General features: G+C 65.0%; 13 protein-coding genes. All 13 read right to left on the bottom strand.

The annotated features are described in order from the left end of the window. Positions 1-12 precede the first annotated feature (12 nt). A complete protein-coding gene (trpE, locus tag GDH07_RS28755) occupies positions 13-1,500 on the bottom strand; it encodes an anthranilate synthase component I (protein WP_152899561.1) in 1,488 nt (495 codons plus the stop codon). Positions 1,501-1,571: 71 nt separating this feature from the next. Beyond that, positions 1,572-2,390, bottom strand: coding sequence for a phosphoglycolate phosphatase (locus GDH07_RS28750; protein ID WP_085599156.1), 819 nt, complete (start codon positions 2,388-2,390; stop codon positions 1,572-1,574). After that, entirely contained in the window at positions 2,387-3,061 is a 675-nt protein-coding gene (rpe, locus tag GDH07_RS28745; RefSeq protein WP_022641405.1) for a ribulose-phosphate 3-epimerase, read from the bottom strand. The genes GDH07_RS28750 and rpe overlap by 4 nt, the downstream gene beginning before the upstream one ends. 80 nt (positions 3,062-3,141) lie before the next feature. Continuing rightward, entirely contained in the window at positions 3,142-4,290 is a 1,149-nt protein-coding gene (locus GDH07_RS28740; protein ID WP_085599154.1) for an iron-containing alcohol dehydrogenase, read from the bottom strand. A gap of 117 nt (positions 4,291-4,407) precedes the next feature. Then, a complete protein-coding gene (locus GDH07_RS28735; protein ID WP_053137585.1) occupies positions 4,408-5,850 on the bottom strand; it encodes a hypothetical protein in 1,443 nt (480 codons plus the stop codon). A gap of 73 nt (positions 5,851-5,923) precedes the next feature. Then, positions 5,924-7,072 carry an iron-containing alcohol dehydrogenase gene (locus GDH07_RS28730; protein WP_022641408.1) on the bottom strand — a complete coding sequence of 383 codons (1,149 nt, stop codon included), beginning with the start codon at positions 7,070-7,072 and terminating at the stop codon, positions 5,924-5,926. A 195-nt stretch (positions 7,073-7,267) separates the two neighbouring features. Further along, positions 7,268-8,641, bottom strand: coding sequence for a sigma-54 interaction domain-containing protein (locus GDH07_RS28725; protein ID WP_022641409.1), 1,374 nt, complete (start codon positions 8,639-8,641; stop codon positions 7,268-7,270). Between the two features lie 101 nt (positions 8,642-8,742). Next, positions 8,743-9,567 (bottom strand): ABC transporter permease, encoded by an 825-nt coding sequence (locus GDH07_RS28720; RefSeq protein WP_022641410.1) that lies wholly within the window; start codon positions 9,565-9,567, stop codon positions 8,743-8,745. A 13-nt stretch (positions 9,568-9,580) separates the two neighbouring features. Continuing rightward, positions 9,581-10,828: an ABC transporter permease gene (locus GDH07_RS28715; RefSeq protein ID WP_053137591.1), complete on the bottom strand. Its 1,248-nt coding sequence runs from the start codon at positions 10,826-10,828 to the stop codon at positions 9,581-9,583. Between the two features lie 76 nt (positions 10,829-10,904). After that, entirely contained in the window at positions 10,905-11,948 is a 1,044-nt protein-coding gene (locus GDH07_RS28710; protein ID WP_022641412.1) for an ABC transporter substrate-binding protein, read from the bottom strand. 45 nt (positions 11,949-11,993) lie between these two features. Next, complete coding sequence (locus GDH07_RS28705; RefSeq protein ID WP_022641413.1) at positions 11,994-13,118, bottom strand: ABC transporter ATP-binding protein; 1,125 nt, start codon at positions 13,116-13,118, stop codon at positions 11,994-11,996. A gap of 300 nt (positions 13,119-13,418) precedes the next feature. Continuing rightward, positions 13,419-14,048 (bottom strand): response regulator, encoded by a 630-nt coding sequence (locus GDH07_RS28700; protein ID WP_103325778.1) that lies wholly within the window; start codon positions 14,046-14,048, stop codon positions 13,419-13,421. 13 nt (positions 14,049-14,061) lie between these two features. Continuing rightward, positions 14,062-16,461, bottom strand: a complete 2,400-nt coding sequence (locus GDH07_RS28695) for a PAS domain-containing sensor histidine kinase (RefSeq protein ID WP_152899559.1) — start codon at positions 16,459-16,461, stop codon at positions 14,062-14,064. Positions 16,462-16,529: the final 68 nt, after the last annotated feature.

Here is a 16,529-nt window from a genome sequence, read left to right as displayed (position 1 = left end):
GGTGGAAACTCCTCAAGCCTTGGATGCGGGGGTTTGTTCAGCCAGTGCCACGGCACGGAACATTGCACGACGCTTGTTCAGCGTCTCTTCCCACTCCAGGGTCGGGACCGAGTCGGCGACGATGCCGCCACCGGCCTGGACATGCAGTTCACCATCCTTGATCACCGCCGTGCGGATGGCGATGGCGGTATCCATGTTGCCGTTCCAGGCGAAGTAGCCCACGGCTCCGCCATAGATCCCGCGCTTGACCGGCTCCAGTTCGTCGATGATTTCCATGGCGCGGATCTTCGGTGCGCCGGACAAGGTGCCCGCCGGCAGGATCGCCCGCAGTGCGTCCATCGCGGTCAGGCCTGCCTTCAGTTGGCCGGTGACGTTGGACACGATATGCATCACGTTGGAATAACGCTCGATGACCATCTTCTCGGTGAGCCGCACCGAGCCGATTTCCGAGACCCGCCCGGTGTCGTTGCGCCCCAGGTCGATCAGCATCAAGTGCTCGGCGATCTCCTTGGCGTCGGACAACAGGTCCTGTTCCAGGGCCAGGTCGGCTTCCTCAGTGGCGCCCCGCGGACGAGTACCGGCGATCGGCCGCACGGTGATCAGGTTGTCCTCGACCCGCACCAGCACCTCCGGCGAACTGCCCACCACGTGGAAGTCACCGAAGTTGAAGAAGTACATGTAGGGAGTCGGGTTGAAGCAGCGCAAGGCCCGGTACAGGTCGATGGGTGCGGCGTGGAAGTCGATGGACATGCGCTGGGACGGCACCACCTGCATGCAGTCACCGGCCAGGATGTACTCCTTGATGGTGTCCACCGCACGCTCGTAGTCGCCCTGGGTAAAGCTGGAGCGGAATACCGGCTCGGCGGCCGGCGGGCGGTCCAGGTCCAGGCCGCGACGTGGCGTGATCGGCTGGCGCAGCTGCTCGAGCAACTCTTGCAGGCGCGCCTGACCAGCTTCATAGGCATTGTCCTGGCTCGGATCGGCCAGCACGATGGCGTGCATCTTGCCCGCCAGGTTGTCGAACACCACCACCGCATCGGAAACCATCAGCAGGATGTCCGGTACGCCGATCGGGTCGGGGTTCGGGCACTGGCCCAGCCGAGGCTCCACATAACGCACGCAGTCATAACCGAAATACCCCACCAGGCCACCGTTGAAGCGTGGCAGGCCGGCGATGGTCGGGACGTTGTAGCGCGCCTTGAATTCCTCGACGAAGGCCAACGGGTCGGCCACTTCGTGGCTTTCGATCTCGACGCCGTCGTGGGTCAGGCTGACCCGGTAGCCGTGCACCCGCAGGACGGTGCGGCACGGCAGGCCGATGATCGAGTAGCGTCCCCATTTCTCGCCGCCCTGCACCGACTCCAGGAGGTAGGAGTTGGGCTGGTCGGCCAGTTTCAGGTAGATCGACAACGGGGTGTCGAAGTCGGCAATGGTCTCGCAGGCCAGCGGGATACGGTTGTAGCCGGCTGCGGCCAGGCGCAGGAATTCTTCGCGAATCATGGGATGCCTCGTGGCTTGAGGGTCTAACAGTCAGGTATGCAAACACGCCGGCAGGGCCGGCCAGACAAAAATCAGGCGCGCCAACGCCAACGGGCCAAGGCCTTGATGACTTTCATCCAGAGTTTGCGAGTGACCACCACGATGGAATTTCCAGAAGGGGATGGGACAGCGTCGGGCAACGTTATCTCAGCGGCAGGTTCTAAGCAACCGGGGATCAGCGCCCGCAAGTCGTCGATTACCAGGGCCGGGGACTCCTCGGCAATCGGCCGTCCATGGTTGTAGCCGTAGCTCAGCGCCACGCACTTGACCCCCGCCGCCCGCGCCGCCAGCACGTCGCTGCGCGAGTCGCCGACGAACAGCGACTGCGAGGCCGGGATGCTGGCCATCTTCATCACGAAGAACAGCGCCGCCGGGTCGGGCTTCTTCTGCGGCAGGGTATCGCCGCCGATGATCCAGCGGAAATAGCGACCGATGCGCATCTGGTCCAGCAAGGGCGCGACGAAGCGCTCGGGCTTGTTGGTGATCAGCGCCAGCTCCACGCCCTGCTTGTACAACCACTTGAGGGTCTCGCGCGCACCGGGATAGACCACGGTCAGCTCATGGCTACCCTCGTAGGCGGCGTTGAACAGCTCCAGGGCCTGGGTGACTTCGGCATCGTCGATGTCCTGCGGATCCAGGCTGTTGGCCAGAGCCCGGCGCACCAGCATCGGTGCACCATTGCCCACCCACTGGCGCACCGCCTCGATCCCCGCGGGCGGACGGCCCAGCTCGAGCAGCATCTGGTCCACGGCGGCGGCCAGGTCGGGCACCGAGTCGACCAGGGTGCCATCCAGGTCGAACATCACCAGCCGTGGCAGCTTCCCCGAGAACAGCTGCTCGAAGGCACTCATGATCGAGCCAGCGCCAGCTCGGCGCGCATCTTCTCGATCACTTCCTGGTAGTTGGGCGCATTGAAGATCGCCGAACCGGCGACGAAAGTGTCGGCGCCGGCCGCGGCGATCTCGCGGATGTTGCCAACGTTCACGCCACCGTCGATCTCCAGGCGAATGTCCCGGCCGCTAGCGTCGATCAATGCCCGCGCTTCACGCAGCTTGTCCAGGGTGCCGGGAATGAACTTCTGGCCACCGAAGCCCGGGTTGACGCTCATCAGCAGCACCATGTCGACCTTGTCCATCACGTACTTGAGCACATCCAGCGGGGTCGCCGGGTTGAACACCAGGCCGGCCTTGCAGCCACCCTCGCGGATCATCTGCAGGGAACGGTCCACATGCAGCGTGGCCTCGGGGTGGAAGGTGATGTAGGTGGCGCCCGCCTCGATGAAGTCGCCGATGATGCGATCCACCGGGCTGACCATCAGGTGCGCATCAATCGGCGCAGTGATCCCGTACTTGCGCAGTGCAGCGCAGACCATCGGACCGATGGTCAGGTTCGGCACATAGTGGTTGTCCATGACATCGAAGTGGACGATATCGGCACCGGCGGCCAGGACATTGTCCACTTCCTCGCCCAGGCGGGCGAAGTCGGCGGAAAGAATCGACGGAGCAATAGCGAAGGGCTGCATGACGCACCTTTTTTGAGCGGAATCACGATGGCGCGCATTGTATACCTCATGCTTTGGAGCGCACACCGTCACCGCAATGATCAGTAGGCCGCCCGATAGATCTGCTCGATATCGGCGGGGCTCAGCCGGCGCGGATTGTTGCGCATCAGCCGCTCGATACCGGCGGCCTCCCGGGCCATGGCCGGGATCGCCTCCTCCGGCACGCCGAAACCGCGCAGGCCAGCAGGAATTTCCACGGCGGCGCACAAATCGGCCATGGCCTCTACGGCCCGGTCCGCCGCTTCGCTGGCGCTCAAGCGCGCCGTGCGCACGCCCATGGCGGCGGCGATATCCTGCATGCGCTCGACGCAGGCCATCTTGTTCCAGGTCATGACGTAGGGCAGCAACAAGGCATTGCTGACCCCATGGGACATATGGAAGCGCCCGCCCAACGGATAGGCCAGGGCATGCACCGCCCCTACCCCGGCGTTACCGAAAGCCATGCCGGCCATCAGGCTGGCCGTGGCCATGTCCTCCCGGGCCTCTAGGTTGGCCGGATTGGCGAACGCCTTGGGCAGGGCCCTGGCGATCAGGCGGATGGCCCCCAGGGCCAGGGAATCGGTGATGGGCGAGGCATTGAGCGACAAGTAGGCTTCCACCCCGTGCACCAGGGCGTCGACACCGCTGGCGGCGGTGACATGGCGCGGGCAGGTCAGGGTCATCTGCGGGCTGACCAGCGCCACATCCGGCAGCAGGTAGTCACTGACGATGCCCTTCTTCAACTGTGCGGCCTTGTCGGAAAGGATCGCCACGTTGGTCACCTCCGAGCCGGTACCGGCGGTGGTGGGAATGGCGATCAGCGGTGGCCCCTTGCGCGGCACCAGGTCGACGCCGAACAGGTCCTCCAGGGCGCCGTGGTAACCGGCATAGGCCGCCACGCTCTTGGCGATATCGATGGCGCTGCCACCGCCCAGGCCGATCAGGCCGTCGTGCCCGCCATCACGATAGACCTGCATACAGTCCTCGACGATGGCGATTTCCGGATCCGGCCGTACCCGATCGAAGATCTCGTAGTCGCGCGCCCCCAGGTGGGCCAGCGCCAGCGCCACGGTGCCGGATTCGACCAACGCGGCATCGGTGACGATCAGCGGGTTATCCACATCCAGGCGGGTCAGTTCGGTGGCCAGTTGCTCGATGGCGCTGGTGCCGGTGAGCAGCTTATGGGCGATCTTGAAAGAGGAAATACTCATGCGCGCAGCCTCTTGTATAGAGATGGGAGCCGGCACAAGCGTAGCTGGGGATTGCACAACCGGACCGCCGCGACGCCCGATCGGCATCGCCACGGCCTGTTGCCGGCGGTCCAGGCCTCAGGCCGCCTCGTTCTTCGCCACTGCATGGGCCTTCACCCCGGGTTCCGGCCGAGCCTCTGGCGCCGGGGCGTCAGGACTGTCCAGGTCCTTGGTGAAGGTATTGTCGTTCTCGCCCTTGAAGAAGTTCTTGCCGTAGATCAGCAGGCACAGCACCACGCCGATGGCGAAGCCCCAACTCGCGCCCTTGATCGCCAATACCGCGCCGATCACCCCGGCGATGCCCAGGTCGCGCTGGCTGCGGGCCTCGAGAATGCCCAGGCGCACGCTGACATAACCCTGGATCAGCAGGGTCAGGGCCAACGCCACCCCGAGGATCGGCTGCACCAGGGTCACCACCGGCAACAGCAGCAAGCCGGTGTTGGTGCCCCAGCGGAACGAACCCATGCCGCCATAGATCGAGCCCATGGCCTTGGGCCCGCCCTTGAAGCGTTCGATGATGACCACCAGCATTGCCGCCCATTTCGGGCCGCACATGGCGATGTCCGGGCCGAAGATGCTCATGAAAGCGTTACGCCCACCGAAGATCAGGTGCGAACGGTCCGGGTCGTAGTCCACCTTCTCGTCCTTGCGGATCTGCCCGGCCTCGTCCAGCAACACCTTGGCGCTCAGCACATCGCCAAAGACGATGATGTACACCGCCAGCATGGTCGGCAGCGCGCTGAGGAACATCGACAGCGGCGGCATGCCCAGGCCGAATACCGTGTAGTTGTTCCACAGGCCGGCGAAGTCCGGTTTGCTCAGACCCCACTGGATGGTCGGCCACGGCGCTTCGCCGAACAGCGGCGCCAGCACCACCGCCAGCAGGATGATCGGCAGGATCCCCAGCTTGGCGAAGTTCCACCAGAAGCGGCTCTGCAACTTCAACTTGGCGAAGTGCTGGGAAAAGATCAGGTAGAAGGCGATGCCGATGGCGATGGAAATGGTCCAGGGAAAGCTGTCGAACTTGCCGCCCACCTGGAACACCGTGGTCACCGCGCTGAGCCCGGCGCCCACGATGACCCCCGACTTGATCGCCGATGGCACGAACCCCACCACCTTGCGCGCCATGCCGGTAGCGCCCAGGGCAATGGAGAACACCCCGAGCATCAGCTGGAAGGCGATCAGCGCATGGACCCGCTCCGGCCCCACCGGGAACTGTGCGCAGTAAGCCATCAACAATGGCACCGCCGGGGTGATCCAGCCGGGCACCACCGGGTCGCCCAACAGATGGTGGGCCAGGTACAACAGGCCATTGAGCATGACCACGGCCAGGGCCATTTCGAAGGGCATGCCGAGGAATTCGGTCATCAACGGGATGGCCGCCAGGTCCACGGCGCACATCAGCAAGCCCTGCAGGTAGTCCGGCAGCTCGAGCTTGTAGTGGATGAACGGCAAGCGCACCTTGAACGGGCCAAGGGCGAAATACGGCGTTTCGTGCCGGGTGTCGGAAGGGGTTGGCATCAACTGCACCTGTCTTATTGGTATTGGTGGCGGTGTAAGGCGCCCCACGCCAGCCCGACGTGGGGCAGGTCGCTCAATAGGCGGCCCGGTAGATCTGCTCGATATCGGCAGCGTTCAGCTGGCGCGGGTTGTTGCGCATCAGGCGCTCGATGCCCGCGGCCTCAACGGCCATGGCCGGGATCGCCTCCTCCGGCACGCCGAAGCTGCGCATGCCGGTGGGGATAGCCACCGCTGCGCACAACGCCGCCATGGCCTTGACCGCCTGCTCCGCCGCTTGCTCGTCACTGAGGCCGATGACGGGCACATCCATGGCCTGGGCGATGTCCCGCAGGCGCTCGACGCAGGCCAGCTTGTTCCAGGCCATGACATAGGGCAGCAGCAGCGCATTGCTCACACCGTGGGCGATGTTGAAGCGCCCGCCCAGGGGATAGGCCAGGGCGTGCACCGCGCCGACCCCGGCATTGCCGAAGGCCATGCCGGCCATCAGGCTGGCGCTGGCCATGTCTTCCCGGGCCTGCAGGTGCCCGGGGTTGGCATAGGCCTTGGGCAGTGCCTTGACGATCAGGCGGATCGCCCCCAGGGCCAGGGCATCGGTGATCGGCGAGCCGTTGAGCGACAAGTAGGACTCCACCGCATGCACCAGCGCGTCGATACCGCTGGCTGCGGTTACGCTGCGCGGGCAGGTCAGGGTCATGGCCGGGCTCACCAGCGCTACGTCCGGCAGCAGGTAGTCACTGACGATGCCTTTTTTCAGCTGGGCCTGCTTGTCCGAGAGAATCGCCACGTTAGTGACTTCCGAGCCGGTGCCGGCCGTGGTGGGGATGGCGATCAAAGGTGGGCCCTTGCGCGGCACCTGGTCGATGCCGAACAGCTGCTCCAGCGCACCTTCATGGCCGGCGAAGGCGGCCACGGCCTTGGCGATGTCGATGGCACTGCCGCCGCCCAGGCCGATCAGGCCGTCATGGCCACCGGCGCGATAGGCATTGGCGCACTCCCGGACGATGGCGACCTGCGGTTCGGGCTCGACCCCATCGAAGATCCCATGGCTGCGCCCACCCATGTGGGCCACAGCCAGGTCCACGGTGCCGCAGGCCACCAGGATCGCATCGGTGACGATCAGCGGATTGTCGACCCTGAGGCGTGCCAGCTCGGCGTCCAGTTGCTCGATGGCCCCCTGGCCGGTAATCAGTTTGTTGGCAATTTTGAATGCACGGATGCTCATCGGTTCGGCCTTGATTCATTGTTGTGGCAAGAGCGCCGCCAGGCGGGCTCTCGTATGGGCTCGAAGCTTGTAGAGCGAAAGCTGTGCCAAGACGCCAGAAGCCTTGGTTTACAAGGCTCGGGCAGTAGATTCCGGGAAATGACCGGGGCGTCGCGATTGTTTTGTTGATCGCCAGCAGGGCTTCTGATCAGGATCCTAATCAGAGTGTTCCCAGCGCTTCATTTTCTGCACCACCGTGGCCTGGCTCACGCCCAGGGCCTTGGCGGCCAGGCGGGTGGTCTTGTGCAGTTGCAAGGCCGCGCGGATGGCCTGGCGCTCGGCGTTCTCCACCACTTTGCGCAGGGGCAGGCGGCTGTCGTCGAGATTGCGCGCCTGCTGCCCGACCAGCTCCTCCGGCAGGTCCAGGGCCTCGATCACCTGCCCCGGGCAAGTCACCACCAGGCGCTCCACCACATTGATCAGCTCGCGGATGTTCCCCGGCCAGGCGTATTCGCCCAAATGCTCCAGGGCTTCCAGGCTCCATTGCACCTGCCGCTGGTAGCGCTGGTTGAAGTGCTCCAGGTAGTACTCCAGCAAGGGGCCGATCTCCTCGCTGCGCTCGCGCAGGGCCGGGATGGCGATCGGCACCACGTTCAAGCGGTAATAGAGGTCGGCGCGAAACTTGCCCTCGGCCACCCGCTGCTTGAGGTCGTGATGGGTGGCGCTGACGATCCGCACATCCACCTCCTTGAGCTCCAGGCCGCCCACGGGGATGAAGCGGTTCTCCTCGATGACCTTGAGCAACTTGACCTGCACCGCCAGCGGCAGGTCGCCGATCTCGTCGAGAAACAGCGTGCCGTTGTGGGCCAGCTCCAGCAGCCCGCGCTTGCCCTTGCTACCCGCGCCGGTGAACGCCCCCGGGGCGTAGCCGAACAGCTCGGCCTCGATCAGGTTCTCCGGCAAGGCTCCGCAGTTGAGGGCCAGGAACGGTTCCGCGGCGCGAGCGCTGGCGTTGTGGATGAACTGCGCCACCAGGGTCTTGCCGACCCCGGTTTCCCCTTGCAGCAGCACCTTGACATCGCAGTCGGCCACTTGCCGGGCCTGGGCGAAGATCCGCCCGGAGACTTCCTGGTCGGCCATCAGCGGCGATTGCAGGAGATCGTCACGCTGGCCGGCGTGCAGCCGCGCGGTGCTGTTGCGCAGTTGCTTGAGTTGCTGCAGCTCGTCGCGCTCGCGCTTGATGCGCAGCAGCTCGGTCATGTCGCGCACGGTGCTGACCACATAGCGGATGCTCCGGTCGGCGGCGAGGATCGGCGTGGCGCTGACCAGCAGCTTCTTGCCCTGGCTGAGGCTCTGCATCATCGAGACCGGCCGGCCATCCTGCAGGACCCGCAACGATGCAGACTGGGAAATCACCCCGCTTTTCACCAGTTCCTGCATCGGCCGCCCCAGCAGCTCGGCGCCGTTCAGGCCGGTGAGACGCTCGTAGGCCTGGTTGACCTTGAGGGTCTGGCCCTGGCCGTCGGTGATGTAGACACCGTCATGCAGTGCATTGAGCAGCTCTTCGAAACTGGCATCGTTGAAGTTCACCCGTGACTCCGCAGTAAGCATGGCAAGCACGCAGTTTACGGGTGAACGCCAGGCAGCGGCACGCCGGCGGCCGCGACGTTAGTCCAAGGCCGCCAAGGGCATCAGGCCTGGGCAGTGCGCAGTTTTTCGCTGCGCCCGCGCAGCCATTCCAGGGTCAGCAGCAGGATCACCGAGAAGGCGATCAGCAGCGTGGCCGCGGCGGCGATGGTGGGGCTGAGGTTCTCGCGAATACCACTGAACATCTGCCGGGGCAGCGTCGCCTGCTCGGGTCCGGCGAGGAACAGGGTCACTACCACTTCGTCGAACGAGGTGGCGAAGGCGAACAACGCACCACTGATCACCCCCGGAGCGATCAACGGCAGGGTCACCCGGCGAAAGGTGGTCAGCGGCGAGGCGCCCAGGCTGGCCGCCGCCCGCACCAGGTTGTGGTTGAAGCCCTGCAAGGTCGCCGAGACGGTGATGATCACGAACGGCACCCCGAGCACCGCATGCACGATGATCAGCGACAAGAAGCTGTTGCCCATGCCCAGCGGAGCGAAGAACAGGTAGCTGGCGACCCCGATGATCACCACCGGCACCACCATCGGCGAGATCACCAGGGCCATGACCAGCGACTTGCCGGGAAAATCGCCGCGGGTCAGGCCGATGGCCGCCAGGGTGCCGAAGACCATGGCCAGCACAGTGGCCGCCGGGGCCACGATGATGCTGTTCTTCAGGGCGCGCATCCATTCGGCGGAGGCGAAGAAGTCCTGGTACCAATGCAGCGAGAAGCCCTGCAGCGGATACACCAGGAAGCTGCCCGAGTTGAACGACAACGGGATGATCACCAGCACCGGCAACACCAGGAACAACAGGATCAAGCCGCAGAGGATCCTCAAGCTGTAGAACCAGACCCGCTCGACGGGCGACATGTAGGGGCTCAGCATTTCGATTCTCTCCTTAGCTCAGGCGCAGGCGACTGGCGCCCACCAGCCAGCTGTAGATCAGGTACAGCACGATGGTCGCCAGCAACAGCAGGCCGCCCAGGGCGGTGGCCATGCCCCAGTTGATGCTGGTGTTGGTGTAGAAGGCCACGAAGTAGCTGACCATCTGGTCGTTCGGGCTGCCCAGCAGGGCCGGGGTGATGTAGTAGCCGATGGCCAGGATGAACACCAGCAGGCAACCGGCGCCAACTCCGGCATAGGTTTGCGGGAAGTACACCCGCCAGAAGCTGGCGAACGGATGGCAGCCCAGGGAGATCGCCGCGCGCATGTAGGTCGGCGAGATGCTCTTCATCACGCTGTAGATCGGCAGGATCATGAACGGCAGCAGGATGTGCACCATGGAGATGTAGACCCCCGTGCGGTTGAACACCAGCTCCAGGGGCTTGTCGATCACGCCCATGGCCAGCAAGGCGCTGTTGATCAGGCCGCCGGACTGCAGGAGCACGATCCAGGCCGCCACCCGCACCAGGATCGAAGTCCAGAACGGCAGCAGCACCAGGATCATCAGCAGGTTGCTCTTGCGCGCCGGCAGGTTGGCCAGCAGGTACGCCAGGGGATAGGCCAGTACCAGGCAGATGGCGGTGATCACCAGGCCCATCCAGAAGGTCCGGGCGAAGATATCCAGGTAGATCGACTGGTCCGGGGTCGCCGGGGCCAGCTCGCCCAGGTCGTCGATCCGGTGGTCCAGCGCCGCCAGCAGGTAGTAGGGAGTCAGGCTGCTGGTATTGCGCCGGATCGCCTGCCAGTAGGCCGGGTCGCCCCAACGCTCGTCCACCCCCTCCATGGCTTCTTTATAGGATTCGGGCTCGGCCTTGAACGGCAAGGCGCGGGCAGTCTTGGTCAGCAGGCTGCGATAGCCGGCCAGTTCCATGTTCAGGCGCTTGGACAGGTCGCCCAGGCCCTGGTTCTTGCGGGCCTCGGCCAGGTCTTCGCTCAAGGCCTTGTAGGCGGCCTCGCCGGGCAAACCACGACCGTCCCAGGCATTCACGGCCACCACCGTGCGCGGCATGCCGCCGACCACTTCCGGGTTGCCGACGCTCTTGTACAACAGCGCCACGATCGGTACCAGGAACACCAGCAGCAGGAACAGCACCAGCGGCGCGATCAGGGCCTGTGCTTTCCAGCGGTTGACCCTCTCGGCACGGGCCAGTCGCTGCTTGAGGGTCGGGCCGGCGACCGCATCCAGGGGAACGGTGATGGTCATGACAAACTCCGCGAATCGATCTTTCGAATACACCACCGACAGGAGCGGGCCAGCCCGCCCCTGCCACTAGCGATGCTTACTTGGCCGCCCAGGCGTTGAAGCGCTGCTCCAGCTGCTCGCCGTTGTCAGCCCAGAAGCTGACGTCGATCTGCACCTGGTTGGCGATGTTCTCCGGAGTGGTCGGCATGTCCTTGAGGATGTCCTTGGCCAGCAGCGGCACGGCCTGGGTGTTGGCCGGGCCATAGGCGATGTTTTCCGAATAGGTCTTCTGCTGCTGCGGCTGCACCGAGTAGGCGATGAACTTCTTCGCCGCTTCGGCACGGGTCTTGTCCAGGCCCTTGGGGATGGCCCAGGCATCGAAGTCGTAGATGCCGCCGTTCCACACCACCTTCAGGTTGCTTTCCTTCTGCACCGCGGCGATCCGGCCGTTGTAGGCCGAGCTCATGACCACGTCGCCCGAGGCCAGGTACTGCGGTGGCTGGGCGCCGGCTTCCCACCACTGGATGTTGGGCTTGAGCTCATCGAGCTTCTTGAAGGCACGGTCCTGGCCATCCTTGCTGGCCAGCACCTTGTACACGTCCTTGGGCGCGACGCCGTCGGCCATCAGGGCGAATTCCAGGGTGTACTTGGCCCCCTTGCGCAGGCCGCGCTTGCCCGGGAATTTCTGCGTGTCCCAGAAGTCCGCCCAGCTGCCTGGCGGCGCCTTGAGCTTGTCGGCGTTGTAGGCCAGCACCGTGGACCAGACGAAGAAGCCCACGCCACACGGCTGGATAGCGCCCTTGACATAGTCTTCGCCCTTGCCGAACAGCGCCGGGTCGAGGGGTTCGAACAGGTCTTCGTCGCAACCGCGGGACAACTCGGGGGACTCCACTTCCACCAGGTCCCAGGACACGCTCTTGGTGTCGACCATGGCCTTGACCTTGGCCATCTCGCCGTTGTACTCGCCGGCGACGATCTTGCCGTTGCCCGCCGCTTCCCACGGAGCGTAGAAGGCCTTGACCTGGGCGGCCTTGTTCGCCCCACCAAAGGACACCACGGTCAGGTCCGGTCCCGCCGCCAAGGCGTGCGCGGCCCCCAGCATGCCCAGCGTCAGGGCTGTGAGTTTCAGGGATCTCAGCATTTTATTGTGTTCTCCACGTGCAGGTTGGTGTTGCAAGGGGGGCGATCAATTCGCCTCTAGAAGCGGGTCGAGCGCACGAACGTGCTCGACTTGCCAGCCAAGCGGTACCACGTCGCCCACCGCCAGCGCTGGATCGAGCTCGGCAATCGGCTGTTTCACGAAGAAGTCGCTCTTGCCGCAGACTTCCAGGCGCACTCGGACGTGGTCGCCCAGGTAGATGAACTCCGCCACCCGCCCGGAAAAGCGGTTGGCGCAGTGTTCGCTGGAACCGTTGAGGCTCACCCGCTCCGGGCGGATGGACAGGGTCACCGGGCCGCCGACCTGGCCGACGTTGACCGCCAATGCCTCGACTTTCTCGCCACGCCCCAGCTCCACCACGCAGCGCTCGCCGTCATGGCTGTGCAGGCGACCGCTGAGGCGGTTGTTCTCGCCGATGAAGTTGGCGACGAAGGTGTTCTTCGGTTCTTCGTAGAGGGTCCGCGGCGGGGCGATCTGCTGGATCTCGCCCTGGTGGAACACCGCCACCCGGTCGGACATGGTCAAGGCCTCGCCCTGGTCGTGGGTCACGTAGACCACGGTCAAACCCAGGCGCTGGTGCAGGTGCTTGATCTCCATCTGCATATGCTCGCGCAGCTGTTTGTCCAGCGCCCCCAAGGGCTCGTCCATCAGTACCAGCTGCGGCTCGAACACCAGGGCCCGGGCCAGGGCGACCCGTTGCTGCTGGCCACCGGACAGTTGCGCCGGATAGCGCTGGGCGAAAGAGTCCAGCTGGACCATGCTCAGCACGCGCTTGACCCGCTCGCTGATGTCGGTCTTGCCCAGGCCCCGTACCGACAGCGGGAACGCCAGGTTCTCGGCCACGGTCATGTGCGGGAACAGCGCGTAGTTCTGGAACACCATGCCGATATCGCGCTTGTGCGGCGGCACATTGTTGATCGAGCGCCCGGCCAACTGGATCTCGCCGGCGGTCGGCGTCTCGAAACCGGCCAGCATCATCAGGCTGGTGGTCTTGCCGGAGCCGGACGGCCCGAGCAGGGTGAGGAACTCGCCCTTGCGAATTTCCAGGTTGAGGTCCTTGACGATCAGGTTCTCGCCGTCGTAGCTCTTCTGCACACCACGAAAGCTGACCAGAACATCATTGGCCCCAGCGCTTGAATCGACCTCGCTCATACCCGCACCTTTTTGTTTTAGACGGCTGTAGGGCAAGCCTAGTGCAGCCCACAAAGCCCGAAAATCGGGGGGTAGGAGAGATTCGCCTCAGCCGCCTGGAAGGCTGCCTGTAGGGATTGCCCTACAAGAATGGCGGAAACAGACAAGAGCAGGGGCAAGCTTGAAGCGGCAAGCCCCAAGAACAGGCAAAGGCCGGGAAGTGGCGATGTCGTAAACGGATATGCCCCGCCAATGCCTTGACCAGGACCATCGAACCTCGGGGCGTATCCATTGTGGCGGGGGGAGCTGACTCCCGCTGGCTCAGAGCAGCTTGTGCTCCATGGCGTATTTCACCAGCTCGGCCAGGGAGGTGACGTTGAGCTTTTGCATCAGCCGCGCCTTGTGGGTGCTGATGGTCTTGTTGCTCAAGGCCAATTGCTGGGCGATGTCGTTGACATTGGCCCCCTGGGCCAGGCGCTCGAACACCGAGAATTCACGCTCGGACAACAGCGAATGCAGTGGCCGGGCATCGGTCAGGCCGACCTCGAAGACCATGCGATCCGCCAGTTCCGGGTCGATGTAGCGCCCACCGGACGCCACCTTGCGGATGGCCGTCAGCAGCAGCGACGGATCGCTGTCCTTGGTGGCGTAGCCAGCGGCGCCGATCTTCAGGGCCCGGGCGGCCATCTGCGCCTCGTCATGCATCGACAGCACCAGGATCGCCGGCGGATCACTCAGGGCGCGGATTCGTGGGATGGCTTCCAGACCGTTCACCCCGGGCATGGAGATGTCCAGCAACACCACCTCGCAAGGCACCTGGCGCAGGGTCTCCAGCAGTTGCTCGCCGTTGCTCGCCTCCCCCGCCACCGTCAGGTCCTTGGCCAGGCCGATCAGTTGCTTGATGCCTTCGCGGACGATGGTGTGGTCTTCGGCTACCAGTACACGGATCACGCGGTTCTCCTCGTTATTGTTGTCGGTCCAGGGGCACCCGGACGGTCAGGCTGGTGCCCTCCCCCGGCTCGCTGTGCAGCGCCAGGCTGCCGCCCATGATCAGCACTCGCTCGCGCATCCCCACCAGGCCAAAGGAGGTGGGGCGCGTGGCGGCGGTATCGAACCCCAGGCCATCGTCGCTGATGCTCATGCACAACTGTGGCCCATCCAATACCAGGGACAGCTCCACAGTATGCGCCTGGGCATGGCGCATGACGTTGGTCAGGGCCTCCTGGAGGATGCGGAACAGGCCGATGGCCTTGGCGTCGCTCAGGCGTGGCAGGTTATCCGGCACGTCCACCAGGCACGGGATCTGCGTGCGCGCCTCGAAACGCCGGGCCTGCCATTCGATGGCCGAGGCGATACCGGCATCCAGGATCGGCGGGCGCAGGGCCGTGGCCACGTCGCGCACCAACTGGAACAGCTGGGTGATCAAGCGCTTCATGCTGTTGAGGCGCTCGTTCAACCCGGGATCGAGCTGAGCGTAGGCCAGCTCGCACATGGAGGTCTCCAGCTTGAGCACGGTGAGCATCTGCCCCAGTTCGTCATGGACTTCCCTGGCAATGCGGGCCTTTTCCTCTTCCCGCACGCTCTCCAGGTGCGCCGACAGCTCGCGCAGCTGCTCGCGGGAACTGGCCAGCTCCAACTCGATGCGCTTGCTCTCGCTGATGTCCCAGACGATGCCGTCCCAGACGAAGGTGCCGTCGTCCAGCTGCCGGGTAATCGCCTTGATCTCGGCCCAGCGCTGCTGGCCCTGGCGGGTGAGGATACGCCCCTGCCAGGACCAGTCGCTGTCGGTGTCCAGGGCCTGGTCCTGGGTCTGGTGGTAACTGGCCTTGTCATCAGGGTGCACCAGGCTGCGCAGGCCCTTGTCGCGATGGGCGAGCACCGCAGGCGAGTAGCCCACCAGGGTCTGGCTGCCCTCGCTGATGTAGGCGAAGTCGATCTGCCCGCTGACTGGCGCACGCTCCAGGCGAAACACCAGGCCCGGCACGTTGGCGGCGATGCCTTGCAGCCGCGCTTCGCTCTCGCGCAGGGCCGCCAGGGCGCGACGGCGCTCGGTGACATCGGTGAGGTAGACCACCAGGTACTCGCTGTCGCGAAAACGCAGGAAGCTCAAGGACACGTCCGCCGGCAGGATGCTGCCGTCGGCCCGTACGCACTGGCTTTCGAAGCTCTGCACGCCCCCGGCGCTGGCCCGGGCGCGCTTCCATAGGTTGAGCCAGCGATCCATGTGCAGGTTGGGTTCGAAATCGATCAGCGGCCGCTCGATCACTCCACCCGGGGCATAGCCGAGCATTTCTTCGGCGGCGCGGTTGGCATAGCGCACGTGGCTGTCCCAATTGACCCAGAGGATGCCCACGGTGCTCTGGTCGATGGAAAACTGGGTCAGGCGCAAGGCCTCCTCGCTGGCGGCGCGCAAGGCGATGTCTTCCCGGGCCGCCAGCAGCTGCTGTTCCAGCCCACGTTGCTGGCGGCGCAGCCAGAGGATCAAGCCCAGGCTGCCCAGCAACAGCAGGGCCAGCAACAGGCTGAGGCTGCGCCAGGCGCCGGGGGACTCGCCCAGGCGCGGATACTTGGGTTGCAGCCAGCGGTTGTGCAGTTGTTCCAGCTCCTTGGCGGGAATCGTGCGCAGGGCGGTTTGCATGATGCTGGCCAGTTCCGGCCAATCGCGCCGGGTGGCCACCCGCAACAGCTGCGGCAGGCCGATATCGCCCACCACCGCCAGGCCGGAGAACTCCGCCTCGGCGGACAGGCGGCTGAGCTGGGCTTCATCCACTACCGCGTAGCGGGCCTGCTGGCTCAATAGCAACTGTAAGGCCTGGCGCTCCTGGGGCACGCCCTGCAAGTTGAGGTTGGGGTAGGTCTGGCGCAGGTACTCGGACACCGCGCTGGGCATGCGCACCGCCACCCGGGCCTGGCTGTCGAGCTTCTCCAGCTCCACCGCCCCGGAAGCCTTGCGCTCTCCCACCACCAGTTGCGGCACCCGCATGTAAGGATCGCTGTACAGCCACAGGCGCAGGCCGGCTGGGGTCTGGGTCAGGCCCGGGGCCATATCGATCTCGCCGTCGCGCAGGGCCTTTTCCAGTTGGGCCTGGTCGGGAAAGTTGCGCCAGCTGAACTCGGTGCCCAGGGTCCTGGCCACGGCCTGCATCAACTCGACGTTGGCCCCGGACAAGCGTTGCAAGCGTCGGTCGTACTGGGCCAAGGGCGCCTGTAGCACCACCCCCACGCGCAGCTCCGGGTGCTGCTCCAGCCACTGGCGCAGCTCATGGCCCAGGACCGCGGCAGGCTCGTGGGCCGCCGGCGCCGCCGCGCCTATCAAGGGAAGGCACAGACAGCCGATAAGCAAGAGGCAGCGAAAGCGCATCATCTGAAGTCTCACACCCTGACAAATACTGACCAACCCATTAGGCTGCCGGAATTACTTCTGGCCTGGAA

Source organism: Pseudomonas piscis, from assembly GCF_009380155.1.
Taxonomy (GTDB): domain Bacteria; phylum Pseudomonadota; class Gammaproteobacteria; order Pseudomonadales; family Pseudomonadaceae; genus Aquipseudomonas; species Aquipseudomonas piscis.
This window is presented reverse-complemented; position numbering and strand designations above follow the sequence as displayed.

Coding starts and splice junctions, on each gene's coding strand:
- trpE (WP_152899561.1), bottom strand. CDS start 1,500: ATGATTCGCGAAGAATTCCTGCGCCTGGCCGCAGCCGGCTACAACCGT.
- GDH07_RS28750 (WP_085599156.1), bottom strand. CDS start 2,390: ATGAGTGCCTTCGAGCAGCTGTTCTCGGGGAAGCTGCCACGGCTGGTG.
- rpe (WP_022641405.1), bottom strand. CDS start 3,061: ATGCAGCCCTTCGCTATTGCTCCGTCGATTCTTTCCGCCGACTTCGCC.
- GDH07_RS28740 (WP_085599154.1), bottom strand. CDS start 4,290: ATGAGTATTTCCTCTTTCAAGATCGCCCATAAGCTGCTCACCGGCACC.
- GDH07_RS28735 (WP_053137585.1), bottom strand. CDS start 5,850: ATGCCAACCCCTTCCGACACCCGGCACGAAACGCCGTATTTCGCCCTT.
- GDH07_RS28730 (WP_022641408.1), bottom strand. CDS start 7,072: ATGAGCATCCGTGCATTCAAAATTGCCAACAAACTGATTACCGGCCAG.
- GDH07_RS28720 (WP_022641410.1), bottom strand. CDS start 9,567: ATGCTGAGCCCCTACATGTCGCCCGTCGAGCGGGTCTGGTTCTACAGC.
- GDH07_RS28715 (WP_053137591.1), bottom strand. CDS start 10,828: ATGACCATCACCGTTCCCCTGGATGCGGTCGCCGGCCCGACCCTCAAG.
- GDH07_RS28710 (WP_022641412.1), bottom strand. CDS start 11,948: ATGCTGAGATCCCTGAAACTCACAGCCCTGACGCTGGGCATGCTGGGG.
- GDH07_RS28705 (WP_022641413.1), bottom strand. CDS start 13,118: ATGAGCGAGGTCGATTCAAGCGCTGGGGCCAATGATGTTCTGGTCAGC.
- GDH07_RS28695 (WP_152899559.1), bottom strand. CDS start 16,461: ATGATGCGCTTTCGCTGCCTCTTGCTTATCGGCTGTCTGTGCCTTCCC.